At 44.2% G+C, this 17,375-nt stretch carries 13 protein-coding genes; 8 read left to right on the top strand and 5 right to left on the bottom strand.

Going from position 1 to position 17,375, the window contains the following annotated elements; genetic code table 11:
• The first annotated feature begins 60 nt into the window (after window positions 1-60).
• Complete coding sequence (locus CHRO_RS26405) at window positions 61-1,629, top strand: ferredoxin--nitrite reductase (protein WP_015157292.1); 1,569 nt, start codon at window positions 61-63, stop codon at window positions 1,627-1,629.
• A 136-nt stretch (window positions 1,630-1,765) separates the two neighbouring features.
• Here CHRO_RS26405 and ggt read toward each other — a convergent pair whose 3' ends face one another.
• Complete coding sequence (ggt, locus tag CHRO_RS26400) at window positions 1,766-3,319, bottom strand: gamma-glutamyltransferase (protein ID WP_015157291.1); 1,554 nt, start codon at window positions 3,317-3,319, stop codon at window positions 1,766-1,768.
• A gap of 261 nt (window positions 3,320-3,580) precedes the next feature.
• Between ggt and CHRO_RS26390 the strand changes: the two genes are divergently transcribed.
• Complete coding sequence (locus CHRO_RS26390) at window positions 3,581-4,378, top strand: N-formylglutamate amidohydrolase (protein WP_015157290.1); 798 nt, start codon at window positions 3,581-3,583, stop codon at window positions 4,376-4,378.
• 144 nt (window positions 4,379-4,522) lie between these two features.
• Here CHRO_RS26390 and CHRO_RS26385 read toward each other — a convergent pair whose 3' ends face one another.
• The 3 genes from CHRO_RS26385 to argZ form a co-directional block, all read right to left on the bottom strand.
• Entirely contained in the window at window positions 4,523-4,984 is a 462-nt protein-coding gene (locus tag CHRO_RS26385; RefSeq protein WP_015157289.1) for an Hsp20/alpha crystallin family protein, read from the bottom strand.
• A 213-nt stretch (window positions 4,985-5,197) separates the two neighbouring features.
• Entirely contained in the window at window positions 5,198-5,494 is a 297-nt protein-coding gene (locus CHRO_RS26380; protein WP_015157288.1) for a hypothetical protein, read from the bottom strand.
• Between the two features lie 218 nt (window positions 5,495-5,712).
• On the bottom strand, window positions 5,713-7,824 hold the full coding sequence (argZ, locus tag CHRO_RS26375; RefSeq protein ID WP_015157287.1) for a bifunctional arginine dihydrolase/ornithine cyclodeaminase: 2,112 nt from the start codon (window positions 7,822-7,824) through the stop codon (window positions 5,713-5,715).
• A 946-nt stretch (window positions 7,825-8,770) separates the two neighbouring features.
• Here argZ and CHRO_RS26370 point away from each other — a divergent pair.
• The 6 genes from CHRO_RS26370 (at window position 8,771) to CHRO_RS26345 (ending at window position 16,620) form a co-directional block, all read left to right on the top strand.
• Window positions 8,771-11,077 (top strand): sensor histidine kinase, encoded by a 2,307-nt coding sequence (locus CHRO_RS26370; protein WP_015157286.1) that lies wholly within the window; start codon window positions 8,771-8,773, stop codon window positions 11,075-11,077.
• Window positions 11,025-11,471, top strand: a complete 447-nt coding sequence (locus tag CHRO_RS26365) for a response regulator (protein ID WP_015157285.1) — start codon at window positions 11,025-11,027, stop codon at window positions 11,469-11,471. Before CHRO_RS26370 ends, CHRO_RS26365 begins: the two co-directional genes overlap by 53 nt.
• 64 nt (window positions 11,472-11,535) lie before the next feature.
• Entirely contained in the window at window positions 11,536-12,741 is a 1,206-nt protein-coding gene (locus CHRO_RS26360; RefSeq protein ID WP_015157284.1) for a hybrid sensor histidine kinase/response regulator, read from the top strand.
• Between the two features lie 150 nt (window positions 12,742-12,891).
• Entirely contained in the window at window positions 12,892-14,772 is a 1,881-nt protein-coding gene (locus CHRO_RS26355) for an aspartate kinase (protein ID WP_015157283.1), read from the top strand.
• On the top strand, window positions 14,772-15,389 hold the full coding sequence (locus CHRO_RS26350; protein WP_015157282.1) for a TVP38/TMEM64 family protein: 618 nt from the start codon (window positions 14,772-14,774) through the stop codon (window positions 15,387-15,389). The genes CHRO_RS26355 and CHRO_RS26350 overlap by 1 nt, the downstream gene beginning before the upstream one ends.
• 22 nt (window positions 15,390-15,411) lie before the next feature.
• Window positions 15,412-16,620: a chromate transporter gene (locus CHRO_RS26345; RefSeq protein WP_015157281.1), complete on the top strand. Its 1,209-nt coding sequence runs from the start codon at window positions 15,412-15,414 to the stop codon at window positions 16,618-16,620.
• Between the two features lie 67 nt (window positions 16,621-16,687).
• Here CHRO_RS26345 and CHRO_RS26340 read toward each other — a convergent pair whose 3' ends face one another.
• The gene (locus CHRO_RS26340; protein ID WP_015157280.1) at window positions 16,688-17,335 is read right to left on the bottom strand and encodes an exopolysaccharide biosynthesis protein; all 648 of its coding nucleotides are present in this window, start codon (window positions 17,333-17,335) and stop codon (window positions 16,688-16,690) included.
• Between the last annotated feature and the right edge of the window lie 40 nt (window positions 17,336-17,375).

Here is a 17,375-nt window from a genome sequence, read left to right as displayed (position 1 = left end):
CCGATCTGACGCGCAAATGCGATCGCACTTGCTGTAAAGTAACTCTCGTAGGCTAGATCGATGACACAAGCAGTTAAAAAACAGAAATTAAATAAAGTCGAACAAGCCAAAGCTAAAAAACACCCTCTATTACTCAAACAAGAACTAGAACACTTCGCCCAAATTGGCTGGGAAGCAATGGACGAGTTCGAGCGAGATTTCGGACTCAAGTGGTTGGGTTTCTTCCATCGCCCAGTAACTCCTGGTAAATTTATGATGCGGATGCGGATACCCAACGGCATCTTAACTAGTACTCAAATGCGAGTTCTAGCAGATATTGTCCAACGCTACTGTCAAGGTGCGGGATTTCAAGACCAAGGTAACGCAGACATTACCACGCGCCAAAACTTACAACTGCGTGGCATCCGCATCGAAGATATTGCTGATATTATCAACATACTGGCACAAGCTGGTCTAACCTGCGTCCAGTCAGGGATGGACAACGTGCGGAACATTACGGGTTCCCCTGTTGCAGGTATCGATGCCAACGAACTCATTGACACGCGCGGATTGTGCCGCATTCTCCAAGATACCATTACTAACAACGGTGAAGGCAATCTCGAACTGAGCGATTTACCCCGAAAATTTAACATAGCTGTGGCTGGTGGTCGCGATAACTCGGTTCACGCCGAAATTAACGACCTCGGCTTGCTTCCAGCATATAAAAACGGGACACTAGGCTTTAACATCATTGTCGGTGGTTATTTTGCCCCCAATCAATATGTATCGGCGATTCCCCTTGATGCTTGGATTCCTCCCGAAGATGTGGTTGCTTTAACTTTGGCGATGATGATGGTCTATCGCGAAAATGGACCGAGGGAAAACCGCCAGAAGTGCCGCATGATGCATCTAATTAACCAATGGGGAATAGAAAAGTTTCGCGCTGAGGTAGAACAACGGTTCGGTAAACCGCTAGCTACAGCCGCAGAAAAAGATGAAATTGACTGGGAAAAACGCGACCATATTGGAGTTTATCCCCAAAAACAAACAGGATTAAATTATGTCGGATTGCACGTTCCTGTCGGTCGCTTGTATGCAAATGAAATGTTTGAACTGGCGCGAATGGCAGAGGTTTACGGCAATGGAGAAATTCGCCTCACCGTCGAGCAAAATTTAATTATTCCCCATATTCCCGATACACGTTTGAGTGCATTTTTAGCCGAACCTCTGCTAAAAGAGCGTTTTACAATTGAGCCAGGAATTTTAAATCGAGGCTTAGTTTCTTGTACTGGAAATGAGTTTTGCGGTTTTGCCATTATTGAAACTAAAAACCGCGCTTTAGCAATAGTTAAGGAACTCGAACAAGAGTTAATCTTAACTCAACCAGTGCGAATTCATTGGACTGGTTGCCCGAATTCCTGCGGTCAACCTCAAGTTGCAGATATTGGTTTTATCGGCACGAAAACGCGCAAAGACGATCGCACGGTGGAGGCAGTAGATATATGGATGGGTGGCAAGGTTGGTAAGGATGCCCACTTAGGTAAAGAGGTGATGAAACGGGTTGCCTGTGAAGATTTAAAATCAGTGGTGCGGGACTTATTGGTCGAACATTTTGGGGCAAAAATTAAAGAGGAAGCATTGGTAGGTTAGATCCCCCAACCCCCTTAAAAAGGGGGGCTTTAGATCCCCCCAACCCCTTTTAAAAAGGGGGACTTTGGTTAATTCATATGTAGGGGCGCACAGCTAGCTGTGCGCCCCTACCAGCCGACATTCAATCAAGGGGGGTTTAGATAGATGCGATCGCACCATTGCGTCGTTTATCTCCCGCACCTGAAATGATTCCCGACTCATCTTCCATGACTGTATGCACGCCGCCAAAAAACATATTCTGCTTGTTCCATAATAGGGATGTTTCATCAGCAGAAATTAAGTTAGCGATCGCTTCTTCATTCCACCCTGGTTCCAGATTCAAGACATTATCTTCCCAATGCAGGCGAGAACTATTCACAGCTAGATCTACAGGCATTTGAAAATCGATAATATTAGAAATAACTTGTAAAATAGCCGTTCTAATTCGCTTAGAACCACCAGAACCTAAAACAATTTCAGGGCGATTGTCTTTTAATACAATTGTGGGCGACATCATTGAAGAAATTCGGACATTTTCTTGCCATTGATGAAAACCATGTGGATTTATATCGTCCTCACCTAGCATATTATTTAGCATGATGCCCGTACCCGGAATAATGTAACCACAACCCTCTCCATTAGAAGTTGTGACGCTAGCGGCATTTCCTTCATCATCTACAACGCTAAGATGGGTAGTACTACCCCATTTATTCACAACTGAATTTAATTGCGATGCATATTCGGTAATTTGAGCAGCAGCTAAAAATGTTTCTGCTATATTAGTTTGATAAACATTAGTATCGTACTTTTCTTTTCTAGCGCGATCGGTTAATCGCATGACTGCTGTAAGAATTTGTAAGTGTAGCGGCGTACCAAAACCAATTTTAGATAAATCGAGTTGAGCCAATAATTCTAAAGCAAAAGCAATCAACATTCCTCCCGAACTAGGAGGTGGATTTGTTAATAGTGTATTCCCTCGATAGTTAATTGTCAGCGGTTCTCTTTCAATGACTTGATATTCTGCTAAATCTGCATCAGTTAAATAACCGCCATCGGTTTGACAATCTTTAATTAATTGTCGGGCAATATCTCCTCGATAAAACTCTTGCACCCCTCGTTCGGCAAGATAATTTAAAGTTGCGGCAAAATCAGGCATGAATAATTTATCCCCTACCTCCAGCAACACGCCTTGCGGCGCGTAAATTTGTCGTGCTGCTTTGGTAGCTGTCAAAATTGGTTGTAAAATTTGCCAGCAGTAAGTTTGAAACTCATTCACTTCTATACCATATTTAGCATAGTGAATTGCTGGTTCGGTAACGACATGAAAAGGTAATTTACCTAACTTTTGTTGAACGTGATAAATACCACCAATATTTCCTGGCGTAGCGATCGCACCCAGTCCAATATGAAATTCTTGAATAGCATCGCCAAAGTTAACGTCTATTGGATAAAAATCAACTTCTTGTTGAGGTCTTTTATGAATCGGAGTTTGGGAAAAGAAATCAAATAAAATATTCTGATTGTCCTGAGTATGCGCTAACAGAAAACCTCCACCAGCAGCAGAAGTCAGCGATGATTCGGTGACAAATGAAGCTAAAACAGCAGCGGCGGCTGCATCAAAAGCATTACCACCCAGGCGAAACATTTCAATTCCGGCTGCGGCGGTTCTTGCATCTCCAGCCGCGATCGTACCGCGTGTAACCTTGCCCATGTTTGCAGACTACCACAAAAGAAGTCGTAAGGGCGGGTTTACCTATAATTTCCGTTCAGTACAAAGTTTTTTGGTAAACCCACCAGTACAGAAGTCAGAAGTTAAAAAGTGTGATTCATTACAGTTTATAGTACACTACATACGAGAAAATAAAAATGCTAATGAGTATTTAGCAAAGGAAAAACCAATTTACCAAAAATTAGGTCAAATAATACTTTTAAAACTACTACTTACTTTCTATTTGCTGATAACTGATAACTGATGAATCCCTGCTGGGTATTAGAGCGAGTTGGAAATGGCGCGATCGCGGCTGTAGCTTTACATGACGGTCATGATGTCAGGCAGGAAGTTGCAGATTTAATGGTCATCAGCGAAGCCGATCGCTGGCGAGAAGAAGACCCATTTACGGCGGCTTGGACGACGATCGCAGATACGCAAATTGTGGTAAAGCGATCGCGGTTTGAATTAGATCTCAACCGTCCTAGAGAAAAAGCAGTTTATATTGACCCCAGAGATGCATGGGGTTTGGAAGTTTGGCAATCCGTACCACCAGCTGAAATTCTTACTCGTTCCTTAGCTGAATACGATACTTTTTATGCTAATTTAGAACGAATTTTTAGAGATTTAGAACGCCGTCACGGACGTTTTGTTGTATTTGAACTGCATACTTATAATCATCGCCGTTTAGGACGGGATGCTGAACCTGCCGATCCGAGATATAATCCAGAAATCAATTTAGGCACTGCCACGCTGGATCGCGATCGCTGGCATTCTATCATTCAAAGTTTTCTCTCGGATCTCCGCAACTTTGATTTTTTGGGAAGGCAACTTGACGTAAGAGAAAATGTCAAATTTTACGGCGGACATTTTCCTACTTGGGTACATCAAAAGTTTCCTGATTCTGCTTGCGTCCTCTCGATTGAAGTTAAAAAGTTTTTTATGGATGAATGGACGAACGAAGTAGATTTAGAGCAATTAGAAGCGATCCGCCACGCCTTACAATCGACTGTACCAGGGATATTGAAGCAGCTAGCGGTAGAAACCAGACGAAAATATTAAATTTGCTAATTTAGGGGCTAGTTGCGATCGCGATTTGAGTCAACGGCGGACTTAGCCTGTGTAGTCGCGAATTCTATTCGCTCAATCTCTTCGTATTACAAACAGTAAATAGTCAGGTAGGAATTCACCTACCTGACTGAGAATTTATCCAATATTAACTTTCACAACCTTATTCTTTTCTTCTTCTGCTTTCGGTAATGTGAGAGTTAGAACGCCATTTTGATAGTTAGCTTGGACGTTTTCATGCTGAATTCTCGTTGGCAGTGGAATGACGCGACGGAACGAACCATAACGAAATTCAGAACGAGTTACACCTTTTTCTTCAGTCTTGGTTTCAGATTTACGTTCGCCGCTAATTGCAACAGCTTCAGATGTTACTTGTACGTCTAAATCTTTAGCTTCCATTCCAGGAACTTCGAGTTTCAAGTGAATTGCTTCTGGTGTTTCTTGCAATTCAGCTGCGGGTACGAACGCCATCCCACCATTACCACCAGTGCGAGGTGACAAGCTGTCAAACAAACGGTTCATTTCTCTTTGTAAGCTGCCAAATTCGCGGAATGGTTCCATTTCAAATTCGCGGAATGGTTCCCAACGTACTAGTGCCATAATTACCTCCGAACTTTGCTGTATCTCTAGCTAATGTGTGTTAACTGAATTTCCGACTCAACAGCTGTTTATTTATCGGGGGTTGACTTTTCTCAACCCAATATTAGGCTACCAAAGGCACTCATTGGGGGATGTTCGGTTCTTTGCCTATGTCGTGTTCTTCTTCCCGTAATTGTGACAGGGTAGGGGCGCACAGCTGTGCGCCCCTACTGCTCATTTCGATTTACACAAATATGCTGTAGGTTCTAAAACCCAAATTGAAAATCCTTTAGGGGTTTTAACAATTAAAGCATCGTTGCCTTTTTCTTGAAGCTTATTAATTACACTTAAGGCTTTTTCTCTATCTTTAACTGACTTAAAAAAACTATAGTATTGCTTATTGACTATAATTGCAGCCATCCGCTCATCTGATTCTGATATACCAATATGGCAGGTACAGTATTCACCTGGGGAGAGAAATGGATTATTTTTAAAATCGCGATTGGAAAGAGATGACATGGTAGGTTGCATAATTTTTTCTGTTATCTATTGACCCAGCAGAGGATAAGTTACAGATAGCTATTACCTGAAAATAAATTTCGTTCATATTATTACAATATGTAAATTTAGCCGTGAGTGCATACCGTACCATTGCGGATTTCGACAAAAATAGGTAGCACGGCTGTGCTACCCAACAGACAGTAATTCTTAGTAAGGTGCGTTTTCAAAACGCACCCTACCACTTGAGATTAGACTTGTACCAAGTGATAAGGACTGGTCAACTTATCCAACTGCTGTACTAACAAACTCAGGAATAATCCTACATCCGTTACTACACCCACAGATTCAACCGAACCGCGATCGCTCAGTTTTGTGACTACGGCGGGGTTAATATCGACGCAGACCATTTTCACCCCAGCAGCAGTCATATTCCCTACACCGATCGAATGCAGCATCGAGGAGAGCATTAAAATCATATCTGCTCCCTGTAATAACCGAGCATATTCGGTTTGAGCTTTAATTAAGTCCATCTCGGTGTCAGGTAAAGGACCATCATCTCGAATCGAACCCGCTAAGCAGAAGGGGACGTTGTTACGGACGCATTCGTACATAACTCCGCTTTGCAATACACCTTGCTCGACAGCCTTAGCAATACTGCCATAACGCCGGATCGTGTTGATAACCTTCAAGTGGTGGCGGTGTCCTCCCTGTACGGCGACTCCTCGCTTCATATCAACACCGAGGGAAGTCCCCATCATATTTTGCTCGATATCGTGGACGGCGATCGCGTTTCCACCCAACAAAGCTTGCACGTAGCCTTGGCGGATTAACTGCGATAGGTGTTCCCCGCCACCTGTATGAATTACTACGGGTCCAGCCGTGACAACCACCTTACCACCTTGGTCGCGCACTTGTCGCAGTTCCCAAGCAACTTGTTCCACCACTAATTCGACGCGACGTTCGCTGGAGACTCCAGCCGACATAAAACTAAATTCTTGCTTGTTGCGCTGTTCCCGCGATTCCGTCTTGCGAATGGTACGAATTCCTTCAATTCCAACGATGACGTGTTCGCCGACTTCTAGATCCCGTAATAACTTGCACCGAGCCACGGGACTACCAGAATTAAATGTAACTGCGATCGCGCCATCCATGCGCTGATTTTGCACCTTCACCCACTCGCAATTTACCCGCACTTCTGTCGGATAAATCGTCGTCACGTAAAAATCATCGGGAGCTACACCCGCTTGATGTACGGGTTCCATATTCACGTCGCAAACTTCTTGCGGACGCGGCACAGCACCCAAATCGATTAGCTGAGATATAATCTCTTCCATCACGTCGCGCGATGGCGCTGTCACCTTCACTTCAGCCGAAGACGTGCTTTGTCGCTGTTCTCCCAAGCTAAAATTCAGCACTTGGAAGCTACCGCCATTTTCCACGATCGCATCTAAAGCGCGGTTGATTAAACCGGAATCCAACAAATGTCCTTCCATACGGACAGCACGACTTTCCACAGGCGTGCTGGCGTGGACTTCTTCCCGTACTGGTTCTGTCACCCGCAACGTCAGACATTTGGCGGCTCCCCCAGCTTTGAGGAATTCTGTCAGCGGGGTTTCAATTACCTGAAATCCCAGTTTAGTCAAGCGAGCTTTTAAATCTTCGCTCGCCTTATTCATCACCACTACCGAGTCGATATTGACGGCGTTACAGGCGAAGTTCACCGCATCGGCTTCTTTGATAGCGATCCGCTTTTCAGCTGGAACCCGCATTTCAATCAGACGGTTGGAATAGGAATCAAAAGCGGGAGGATAGTAGAGGAGATAACCGCCACTCAAGGGACAAAAACAGGTATCGAGGTGGTAGAAGCGCTCGTCCATCAAGCGCAAGGATAACACTTCAATATCAAGCCATTTGGCGAGATAAGGGTGAGAATCGAGTTCGGAACGGAAGCCATACCCAGCCCATAACCAGCGTCCTTCCCGATCTAGCAGTGCATCTCCAGCACCTTCAAATGGTAAGTCTTTAGGCAGTTCGTGTACCGTGTAACCTTTGGACTCAAACCACTGCTTGAAGAATGGTTCTTCTCCCTGACGCTCCTTGTGGAAGAATCGGCTGAGGACAACTGTATCCCCCAAAACCAAGCCTGCATTCGCAGTAAATACCATGTCTGGTACGCCTGGTTGCGGTTGCACCAAATCGACAACGGCTTGTTCCTTTAGGACATGGAACAACTTTTGCCACTGTTCGACGGCGCGATCGCGGGAGGACTTGTGAATGTTACCCTCCATCCAGGGGTTAATCACGTAGTCCACATCATAGTGGTCGGGGGCGCACATTAAGAAGCGGATCGAAGAACTCATAGAAAGCTTTCTATTGGGTCAAGATGACAAACTCTTCATGAATACAGATTTTTATGTCACCAATTCTGTAGAAATTGTTACGGAATCTGTACTCAATGCAACTATATTGCAACTGCAATTCTAGATCTTCATTCTATTACTTTGAGGAACAGTAGGATGAAATGGCTTGTGAGGGGGCGATCGCAATGTTTGTGCTTCGCAATTCTTGATGAGATTAAGTATTTACTCTTATTGGCTGAATTAGCGATATTGCAGCTATTTTTAATAATTTGCGTGTTAGCTTAACTAATTTGCTGTAGATAAAAGCCAATTGAGTATAAGTGGGCATTGCCCACCCTACTATAAAATCGCTACTATAAAATCGCGATCGCTCATAGTAACGACAGATTATGGCGATAAATTAGTCAAGCTGGCTTGATTTTTAGCTCGCTAGCAAATAGCACGAACTATTGCCCAATTCTGCTATTTTTAATATTTTCTACATAATTCACAACGAAGGGTTAGCAACTAAATAATAATCGCGCTTTTCAACCTGTAAACCCACTACCAACTAACATTTACCAATTACCTAGCTAGCTTTTGTATTGCAAAAATGCAGCTATTTTTCATCATAATTAGTCGCTGAATTCAAGAACTACTAATTTTTCTTAACATTTACCTCGATCGCAAAAAACGCTATGTTAAGCTGTTGGCGCGAGTAACATTTGAGGAAATAGAGAAAAGCAACCGTTTTCCATAAATTTACTTATATAGATCGACTAATAAATATTACGGATAAAGCTAGTAGTGTCATGCGTCAACCTACTAGAAAAATTGCATTATGACAACACATAATTTTGCTTTTACTCTTAATTTTGCATCTCAACTCAACAAAAAGTCGTGCAACATAGTTTCCATTATTTTGACTTTTAACTTTTAACCTTTGACTTTTCAGGAGAGGCTCTTTGTGTCAGAAAACTTGCAAGTAACAGATGTTGAATTTTCCCTTTGGGATGAAGAACCAGTTCAACTAATTAACCAAATTCAATCACACGGAGTCATTCTAGTTTTAGAAGAGCCAAACCTCAAAATTTTACAAGTCAGTACTAATGCATTTTCTGTTTTTGGAATTTCCCCTGAAGAATTGGTTTTGCAGAATCTAGAAGATCTGCTCGACTCTTATCAAATAGAAAGAATCAAACTAGGACTAGCAGAAGAAAACTTCGATCTGCTCAACCCTATAAAAATTTGGTTGAGACTTAAAGGAGACGATTATGTAGTATTTGACGGCATTTTCCACCGCAACCGCGATAAATTTCTAATTTTAGAATTAGAACCAGCTCTGACTCAAGAAAATATACCATTTTTAAGTTTTTATCACCTAGCTAGAGCCTCAATTAATCGATTAGCAACAACAACAAAATTACAAGATTTCGGTCAAGTTATCGTTCAAGAAGTACGTAAAGTCACGGGATTCGATCGCGTGATGCTCTATAAATTTGACAACGACGGACATGGTGTTGTCATTGCCGAAGAAAAATTAGATGATATGGAAGCTTACTTAGGATTGCACTTTCCCGAGTCGGATATTCCTAAACCAGCAAGAAAACTGTTTTGTTCCAATTGGATTAGAATAATTCCCAACGCTCATGCTAAACCAGTAGAACTTTTTCCTTTAATTAACCCGACAAATTTACGTCCGCTAGATTTGACTCATTCAACCTTAAGAAGTGCATCTTCCTGTCATCTTAAGTACTTACATAATATGAAAGTGGGTGCTTCTTTAACAATTTCTTTAATTAAAGAAGACAAACTTTGGGGGTTAATTGCTTGTCACCATCGATCGCCTAAATATGTATCTTACGAGCTACGTAAAGCTTGCGAGTTTCTCGGACGAATGATTTTTGCCGAAATTTCGGCAATAGAAGAAACAGACGATTACGACTATAACCTTCACATCACATATGTGCGATCGCAACTAGTCGAATATATGTCGCAAGCCGAAAACTGGATTGATGGTTTAGTTAAACAAGAACCGAACTTATTAGAATTAGTTGACGCTCAAGGAGCAGCCATCTATTTTAATAACGAATGGACGACAATTGGGCAAGTTCCAAAGCAAGAGAACTTAAATGTTATCTTACAGTGGTTAAGATACCAGTTTCGAGATGAGGAAGTTTTCTACACGGATACCCTACCACTAGTATTTCCAGAAGCAGAAATTTACAAACATGTTGCTAGTGGCTTGTTAGCGATTCCTATTGCCGACAAAAGCTATATTTTATGGTTTCGTCCTGAAGTCATCCAAACAGTGAATTGGGGTGGTAATCCATATGAGGCATTTGAATTCGGTCGGGAGAATGACAGCGTATATTTGTCTCCCCGCAAATCCTTTCAATTATGGCAAGAAACCGTACAGGGTAAATCTTTGCCGTGGAAGAAAGTAGAAATCAAAGCCGCGATCGATCTGCGTAAAGCCACAATTGAGATAGTTTTAAGACAAGCAGAAGAACTATCACAAATCGCCTACGATTTAGAACGTTCTAATGCCGAACTGAAAAAGTTTGCCTACGTCGCTTCCCACGACTTACAAGAACCATTAAATCAAGTTGCGAATTACGTCCAGTTGTTAGAGATGCGCTATCAAGAACAGCTCGATGAAGATGCTAAAGAATTTATTAGCTATGCGGTATCGGGAGTCAGCCTCATGCAGACGCTCATAGATGACGTACTAGCTTATTCCAAGGTAGATCGACAGAATGTCGAATTTCAACCCGTAGATTTGGAGGTAGCCTTAAAACGCGCTCTCAGTGGCTTACAGGGACGAATTTCAGAAACGGGAGCTACAATTTCTTACGATCCACTACCAACAGTATTAGCAGATAGCACGCAGATGCTTCAGCTATTTCAAAATCTGATTGGGAATGCGATCAAGTTTCGTAGCGACAAGCCACCTATGATTCATATTGGTGTCTCACCACTAGAAGATGCCTGGTTATTTTCCGTTAAAGATAACGGGATCGGTATCGATCCCCAGTTTAGCGATCGCATTTTTGTCATTTTCCAACGCTTGCATACCAGAGATGAATATTCCGGTACGGGAATGGGTTTGGCAATTTGCCAAAAAGTCGTTGAATGCCATCGAGGAGATATCTGGGTGGCTTCAGAATTAGGTCAAGGTGCAACATTCTACTTTACAATTCCCGCCGGAGGTAAGAAATATGAGTACAGGCACGGCAGAAAAACTCAGAACCATTTTCCTAGTAGAGGATAATAAAGCTGATGTCCGCTTGGTGGAAGAAGCACTCAAACGCAGTACCATCCCCAACCAAGTTTTATCTGTACGAAACGGGATGGATGCGATCGCTTTTTTGCGTCAAGAAGGAGAATATACCGACGCACCCCACCCAGATTTAATTCTGCTCGATCTCAACTTACCCAAGAAAGACGGTCGGGAAGTTTTGGCAGAAATTAAAGCCGACCCCCAACTGCGACGTATCCCTGTCGTGATCTTGACTACCTCCAAAAACGAGGAAGATATTTGTCACAGCTACGATTTACACGTCAACTGCTACATTACCAAGTCTCGCAACCTCAGCCAATTGTTTCAAATTGTCAAAGGAATTGAAGAGTTTTGGCTTTCTACCGTAACTTTGCCTGTAAATTAATCCTCGTATGCCGATAATTATGTGTATGACTTTTGACTTTTGACTTCTGACTTTTGACTTCACCATGACTCCGGTAAAAGTTCTGTTGATTGAAGACAACTTGGCAGAAGCCAGACTCATGCGAGAGCTGCTGAAGGAATCTCCAGTCAAGCAGTTTGAACTAGTACACGCCCAGCGATTGCAGGAAGCGCTCGACCGATTGCAAGAGAATTGCTTTGATGTTGTTCTGTTAGACTTAACTTTACCGGATAGCGCTGGGTTAGGATCGCTCATACCATTACTCAAAGCCGTTCCCAGCCTTCCCATCGTCGTGCTGACAAATACGAATGATGACGATCTGGCTCTAGAAGCAGTCCGCCAGGGAGCGCAGGATTATCTTGTCAAACGACAGGTCAATTCAGGCGTGCTGATACGTTCTTTATGCTATGCGATCGAACGCAAGCAGGTAGCTGAAGCGTTAAAAACAGTCAATCAAGCTTTAGAAGTGAGCGTGCAGGAACGCACTGCCGAATTAGTTAAAGCCAAAGAAATGAATCAGTTTAAATCTGATTTTGCTTCCATCCTCTCGCACGATTTTCGCAGTCCCCTAACGACTATTCTACTAGCAACTGGATTGCTACAAAATAACGACCAAAAATTAAGCCAAGAAAAAAAGTTCGCTCACTTTCAATTGATCCGTTCTGCCATTAACGACATGGCTAGGCTATTAGATGAATTTCTGCTTTTGAGCCAAGCTGAAGCAGGCAAACTCAAATGCAAGCTCATCCCAATGGAATTAGAGCAGTTTTGCAACAAACTTGTAGAGGAAGCAAAATTAAGCACCAACGCGAAAGACTCGATCTTAACTTTTCGTTGCCACCATTGCGATCGCTTGCATGGTTCGGTCTGGGATGAGAGTTTGTTAAAACACATTTTAAGTAATTTACTCAACAACGCAATTAAATATTCTCCTGCTGGCGGTCAGGTACAGTTTGAACTGATCGTTGAAGAAAAAACTGCGATCTTTCGATTTCAAGACCAAGGGATCGGTATTCCTCAAGCAGACCAAGCACAGCTGTTTCAGCCTTTTTTTCGCGCTCATAATGCCGAGAAGATTCCTGGGACTGGTTTAGGATTGGCAATTGTGAAAAAATGTGTTACTGCACATAGCGGTGAAATTACCTTGGAAAGCACGGTGGGAATGGGTACGACTTTTACAGTCACCCTACCGTTAATCAAGGGAATCGGCGATGTTTGCCCCGTATTTATGCAATCGATCGAGCAGTTGTAGCAACGAGGCGATCGCTCCTTAATTCGTGCTAATCTTATGCGCTAATCTTAATAGTGATTAGTGGCTGGTGACTAGTAGCTAGAATTGCTCCCTTGTCTCCCTTGTCCCCTCTGCTCCCTGCTCCCTTACCTCTGCTCCCTTTTCAAAGTTATGGCTCTGATTGTCCAGAAATACGGTGGTACTTCGGTCGGTTCGGTGGAACGCATTCAAGCTGTGGCAGATCGCGTTCTCCAAACAGTGAAAGCAGGAAACGCTTTGGTGGTTGTCGTTTCTGCGATGGGTAAGTCTACCGATGCACTGGTCAAACTAGCGCATGAAGTTTCCGCTAATCCCAGTCGCCGGGAAATGGATATGTTGCTCTCAACAGGAGAACAGGTGACGATTGCCCTGTTAAGCATGGCATTACAAGAATTGGGACAACCAGCAATTTCGCTCACGGGCGCTCAGGTGGGGATCGTCACCGAAGCAGAACACACGCGGGCGCGGATCTTACACATTCAAACATCTCGGATTGAAAAGCAACTGAAAATTGGTAAAGTTGTGGTTGTTGCTGGGTTTCAAGGTATTACCAGTACGGAAGAATTAGAAATTACCACCTTGGGGCGGGGTGGCTCCGATACTTCAGCCGTAGCGCTAGCAGCAGCACTTCGCGCCGATTGTTGCGAAATTTATACAGATGTTCCAGGGATTCTGACCACAGATCCCCGTCTCGTCCCAGAAGCGCAGTTAATGACAGAAATTACTTGCAACGAGATGCTAGAACTTGCCAGTTTGGGGGCAAAGGTCTTACATCCGAGAGCGGTAGAAATTGCTCGTAATTACGGCGTACCCCTGGTCGTGCGTTCCAGTTGGACGAGCGATCCTGGAACTTGGGTGGTTTCGCCCAAACCTCAACCCCGTCCGCTGGTAGATTTAGAAATTGCCCGTCCGGTTGATGGGGTAGAACTGGACGCAGATCAAGCTAGAATTGCTTTGTTGCGCGTCCCCGATCGCCCAGGAATAGCAGCACGCTTATTTAGCGAGATTGCCCGTCAAGGCTTAGACGTAGATTTGATCGTCCAGTCGATCCACGAAGGCAACAGCAACGACATTGCTTTTACCGTCACGACTTCGCTACTCAGGCAAACAGAAGCAGTCGCCGCCGCGATCGCACCCGTGTTGCGCTCCCATCCCGACCCGAAATCGGAGGAAGCAGAAGTGATGGTGCAGCCGCACATTGCCAAAGTCAGCATCGACGGGGCAGGCATGATCGGTCGTCCTGGGGTAGCGGCGCAAATGTTTTCGACCCTAGCTGAGGCAGGAGTTAACATTCAAATGATTTCTACCTCAGAAGTCAAAGTCAGTTGCGTTATCGATGCCAGCGACGGCGATCGCGCTGTCGCAGCCCTGCGATCTGCTTTTGGTGTGGGAGACGAGCGGATTGAGGTGAAAGGACAAGGGGACAAGGGAGACAAGGGAGACAAGGGAGACAAGGGGGACAAGGGAGACGAGGAAGAAAAAACTACCAACTACCAATTACCCACTCCCCCAGTACGCGGTGTAGCCTTAGACATCAACCAAGCCCGTTTAGCAATTCTCCAAGTACCGGATCGCCCTGGGTTAGCAGCGAGATTGTTCGGATTGTTGGCGCGAGAAAATATTAGCGTGGATACGATTATTCAATCTCAACGCTGTCGGATTGCGGACGGCGTGCCGAAGCGAGATATTGTTTGTACGGTAGCCCAGATGGATGCAGCGGCGGCTAAACAAACTCTAGAACAAGCGGCACAAGAGTACGGTTGGGGACAAGTCGTGGTAGATACTGCGATCGCTAAGGTCAGCGTCGTCGGTGCGGGAATGGTCGGTCAACCAGGAGTCGCGGCAAAGATGTTTGCTGCCTTGGCACGAGAACAAATTAATATTCAAATGATCGCGACTTCCGAAATTAAAATTAGTTGTGTCGTCGCTCAGGAACAAGGAGTTGCCGCACTCCAGGCAATTCATGCTGCTTTTGGGTTGAGTGGTAGCGGTGCAATTCAAGTCTCGGCGTGATGGAGATTAATTTACCAGAACTGTTACGGCAAGCTTTGCAAGGAATAGAAAATCTTGGTGCTATAGGCGCGATCGCGTTTATCTTGCTGTACGTCATTGCCACGGTTGCTTTGATTCCAGGCACAATTCTTACCTTGGGTGCGGGGGTTGTTTACGGGGCAGTTTTCGGTTCGATTTATGTATTTATCGGTGCGACTTTGGGAGCCACCGCAGCTTTTTTAGTTGGGCGTTATTTAGCACGGGGCTGGGTAGCCAAAAAAATTGCCAGTCAGCAAAAATTTCAAGCCATTGACGAGGCAGTTGGCAAAGAGGGATTCAAAATTGTTTTGTTAACCAGACTTTCACCAATATTTCCCTTTAGCCTGTTAAACTACGCTTTTAGCATCACTCAAGTTTCGCTCAAAGATTATTTCCTTGGCTCAGTGGGGATGCTGCCCGGAACAATTATGTATGTTTATCTTGGCTCTCTAGCTGGTAGCCTTGCCACAATTAGCAGTAGCGATCGCCCCACCAATTCAACTGTCGTATGGATAATTCGGATAATTGGTTTTATTGCTACGGTAACGGTAACTCTGTACGTGACTCGGATTGCTCGTAAAGCGTTGGCGAAATTGTAGAAAAACTGATAACTGATAACCAATGTCTCAGGAAACTGAAGGGATTCAACCAGCAGAACAGCAAATCACCTATGCTGCCCTTAATTCGCAGCAAAAAAAGCAAAGACTGCGAGAATTAGCAGTAGTATTTCTCAAGTTAGGTACGATCGCCTTTGGTGGTCCCGCCGCACATATCGCCATGATGGATGATGAGGTGGCAAAGCGCAGGCAGTGGATGAGTCGCGAGAAACTACTCGATTTGCTGGGCGTAACTAACTTAATTCCCGGACCCAATTCTACAGAACTAGCTATTCACATCGGCTACGAACGGGCAGGATGGCGCGGTTTGATTATCGCGGGAACCTGCTTTATTTTACCTGCCATGTCGATCGTCTGGGTATTGGCGATCGCCTACAAGCAATACCAAACTTTACCCCAAGCTGAAGGATTGCTCTACGGTATCAAACCCGTTATCATCGCGATCGTCTTACAAGCACTGTGGAAGTTAGGTCAAAAAGCAATTAAGGACGTACCAACGGGGATAGTAGCAGTAGCGGTCATAGTCGCCTTTTTTTTTGGCTGGAATGAAATCGTATTGCTGTTACTGGCGGGACTGGGAGTGATGTTGGTAAAAAGTCTGGGGCGGAGTCGGGGTAATGTGGCAGCTTGGCTGTTGCCGCTATCTTTGCCGCTGGCACAAGCAGGTAGTACAACCCCTACTCCACCTGTAGGCTGGCTGAATGTGTTTCTGTTTTTCCTCAAAATTGGTTCGGTGCTGTACGGCAGTGGTTATGTTTTACTTGCCTTTTTGCAACGAGATTTGGTAGAACGCAATCAGTGGCTAACGTCTCAACAGCTTTTAGATGCAGTTGCGATCGGTCAATTTACCCCTGGTCCCGTGTTTACCACTGCTACTTTCATCGGCTATCTTTTAGCTGGTCATGCAGGGGCGATCGCGGCTACAATCGGAATTTTTCTGCCTGCATTTGTACTAGTCGGTATTATCAATCCCTGGGTTCCAAAACTACGTCAATCTACTTTAGTTGGTGGTTTTTTAGATGGAGTGAATGCTGCATCTTTGGGCTTGATGGCTGTTGTTTCATATACTTTAGGACGCACGGCATTGATAGATATCGTCACTGTAGTTTTAGCAATTGCTAGCGCGATCGCTGTTTTCCGCTTCAAGATAAATTCCGCTTGGCTAGTTTTAGCTGGGGGAATTATTGGCTTAATCTTGCAATTAGTAAGGTAAAAAATCTCCCCAACTTCTATTTCATTATTAAAAATATTGGGATATTAATGCGTGAATTTTGGATTGACTAAAAATTAAGTTGTTGTCGGAGTTGTTGGAAAGAACTTCTCAAACTATTAGCAACAAAACCGATCGCGCTGACCATAACTGCCAGAATAACGCTAGCCGCTAAAACTCCCACGACGACGAGTAAGCCATCACCTTCACTCATACCTAGACTAATGACAACGATCGCGATCGCGGGTAGCATATTTCCTAGCGGGATAGGCAAAGCAATAATTATCGCCATCAATAAAATAAATAATCCTAACAACCTTTGTGCCAATCGCGAAGTGATAAAACCCCAACGGGGACGGACGATTTTTTCAGCCTTTGCGAGGTAATTCAGCCCTTTTTCTACTACCTTGGCTAAGTTTTTTTGCTTCCAACGCCGTTTAGCCAACCATTTTGGTAGATGGGGACGAGAAAAACCCAAACTTAATTGCGCCGAAACCAGCATTAACGGGATTGCGATAATCGCCGATACACCCGCCACGGGTAAAGGTAATGCTTCTGGTAAAGCGCAGATGACCAGTAAAGGACCATAAGCGCGATCGCCCAACTCTACCACTAACTCCCCCAAACTGACATACTCTTGTTCGGCGTGCCGTTCTAGAAACTGCCGCAGCAATCTGGAAGTGTACAAGCCTGGGGAAGATTTGGTAGTAGAAGCCATAAGCAGCAAGGTAACTTAGAATTAGTCACTAGTAGGGGCG

Source organism: Chroococcidiopsis thermalis PCC 7203 (assembly GCF_000317125.1).
GTDB classification, from domain to species: domain Bacteria; phylum Cyanobacteriota; class Cyanobacteriia; order Cyanobacteriales; family Chroococcidiopsidaceae; genus Chroococcidiopsis; species Chroococcidiopsis thermalis.
Note: the sequence above shows the minus strand (reverse complement) of the source record. Positions and strands in the feature narration are given on the sequence as shown.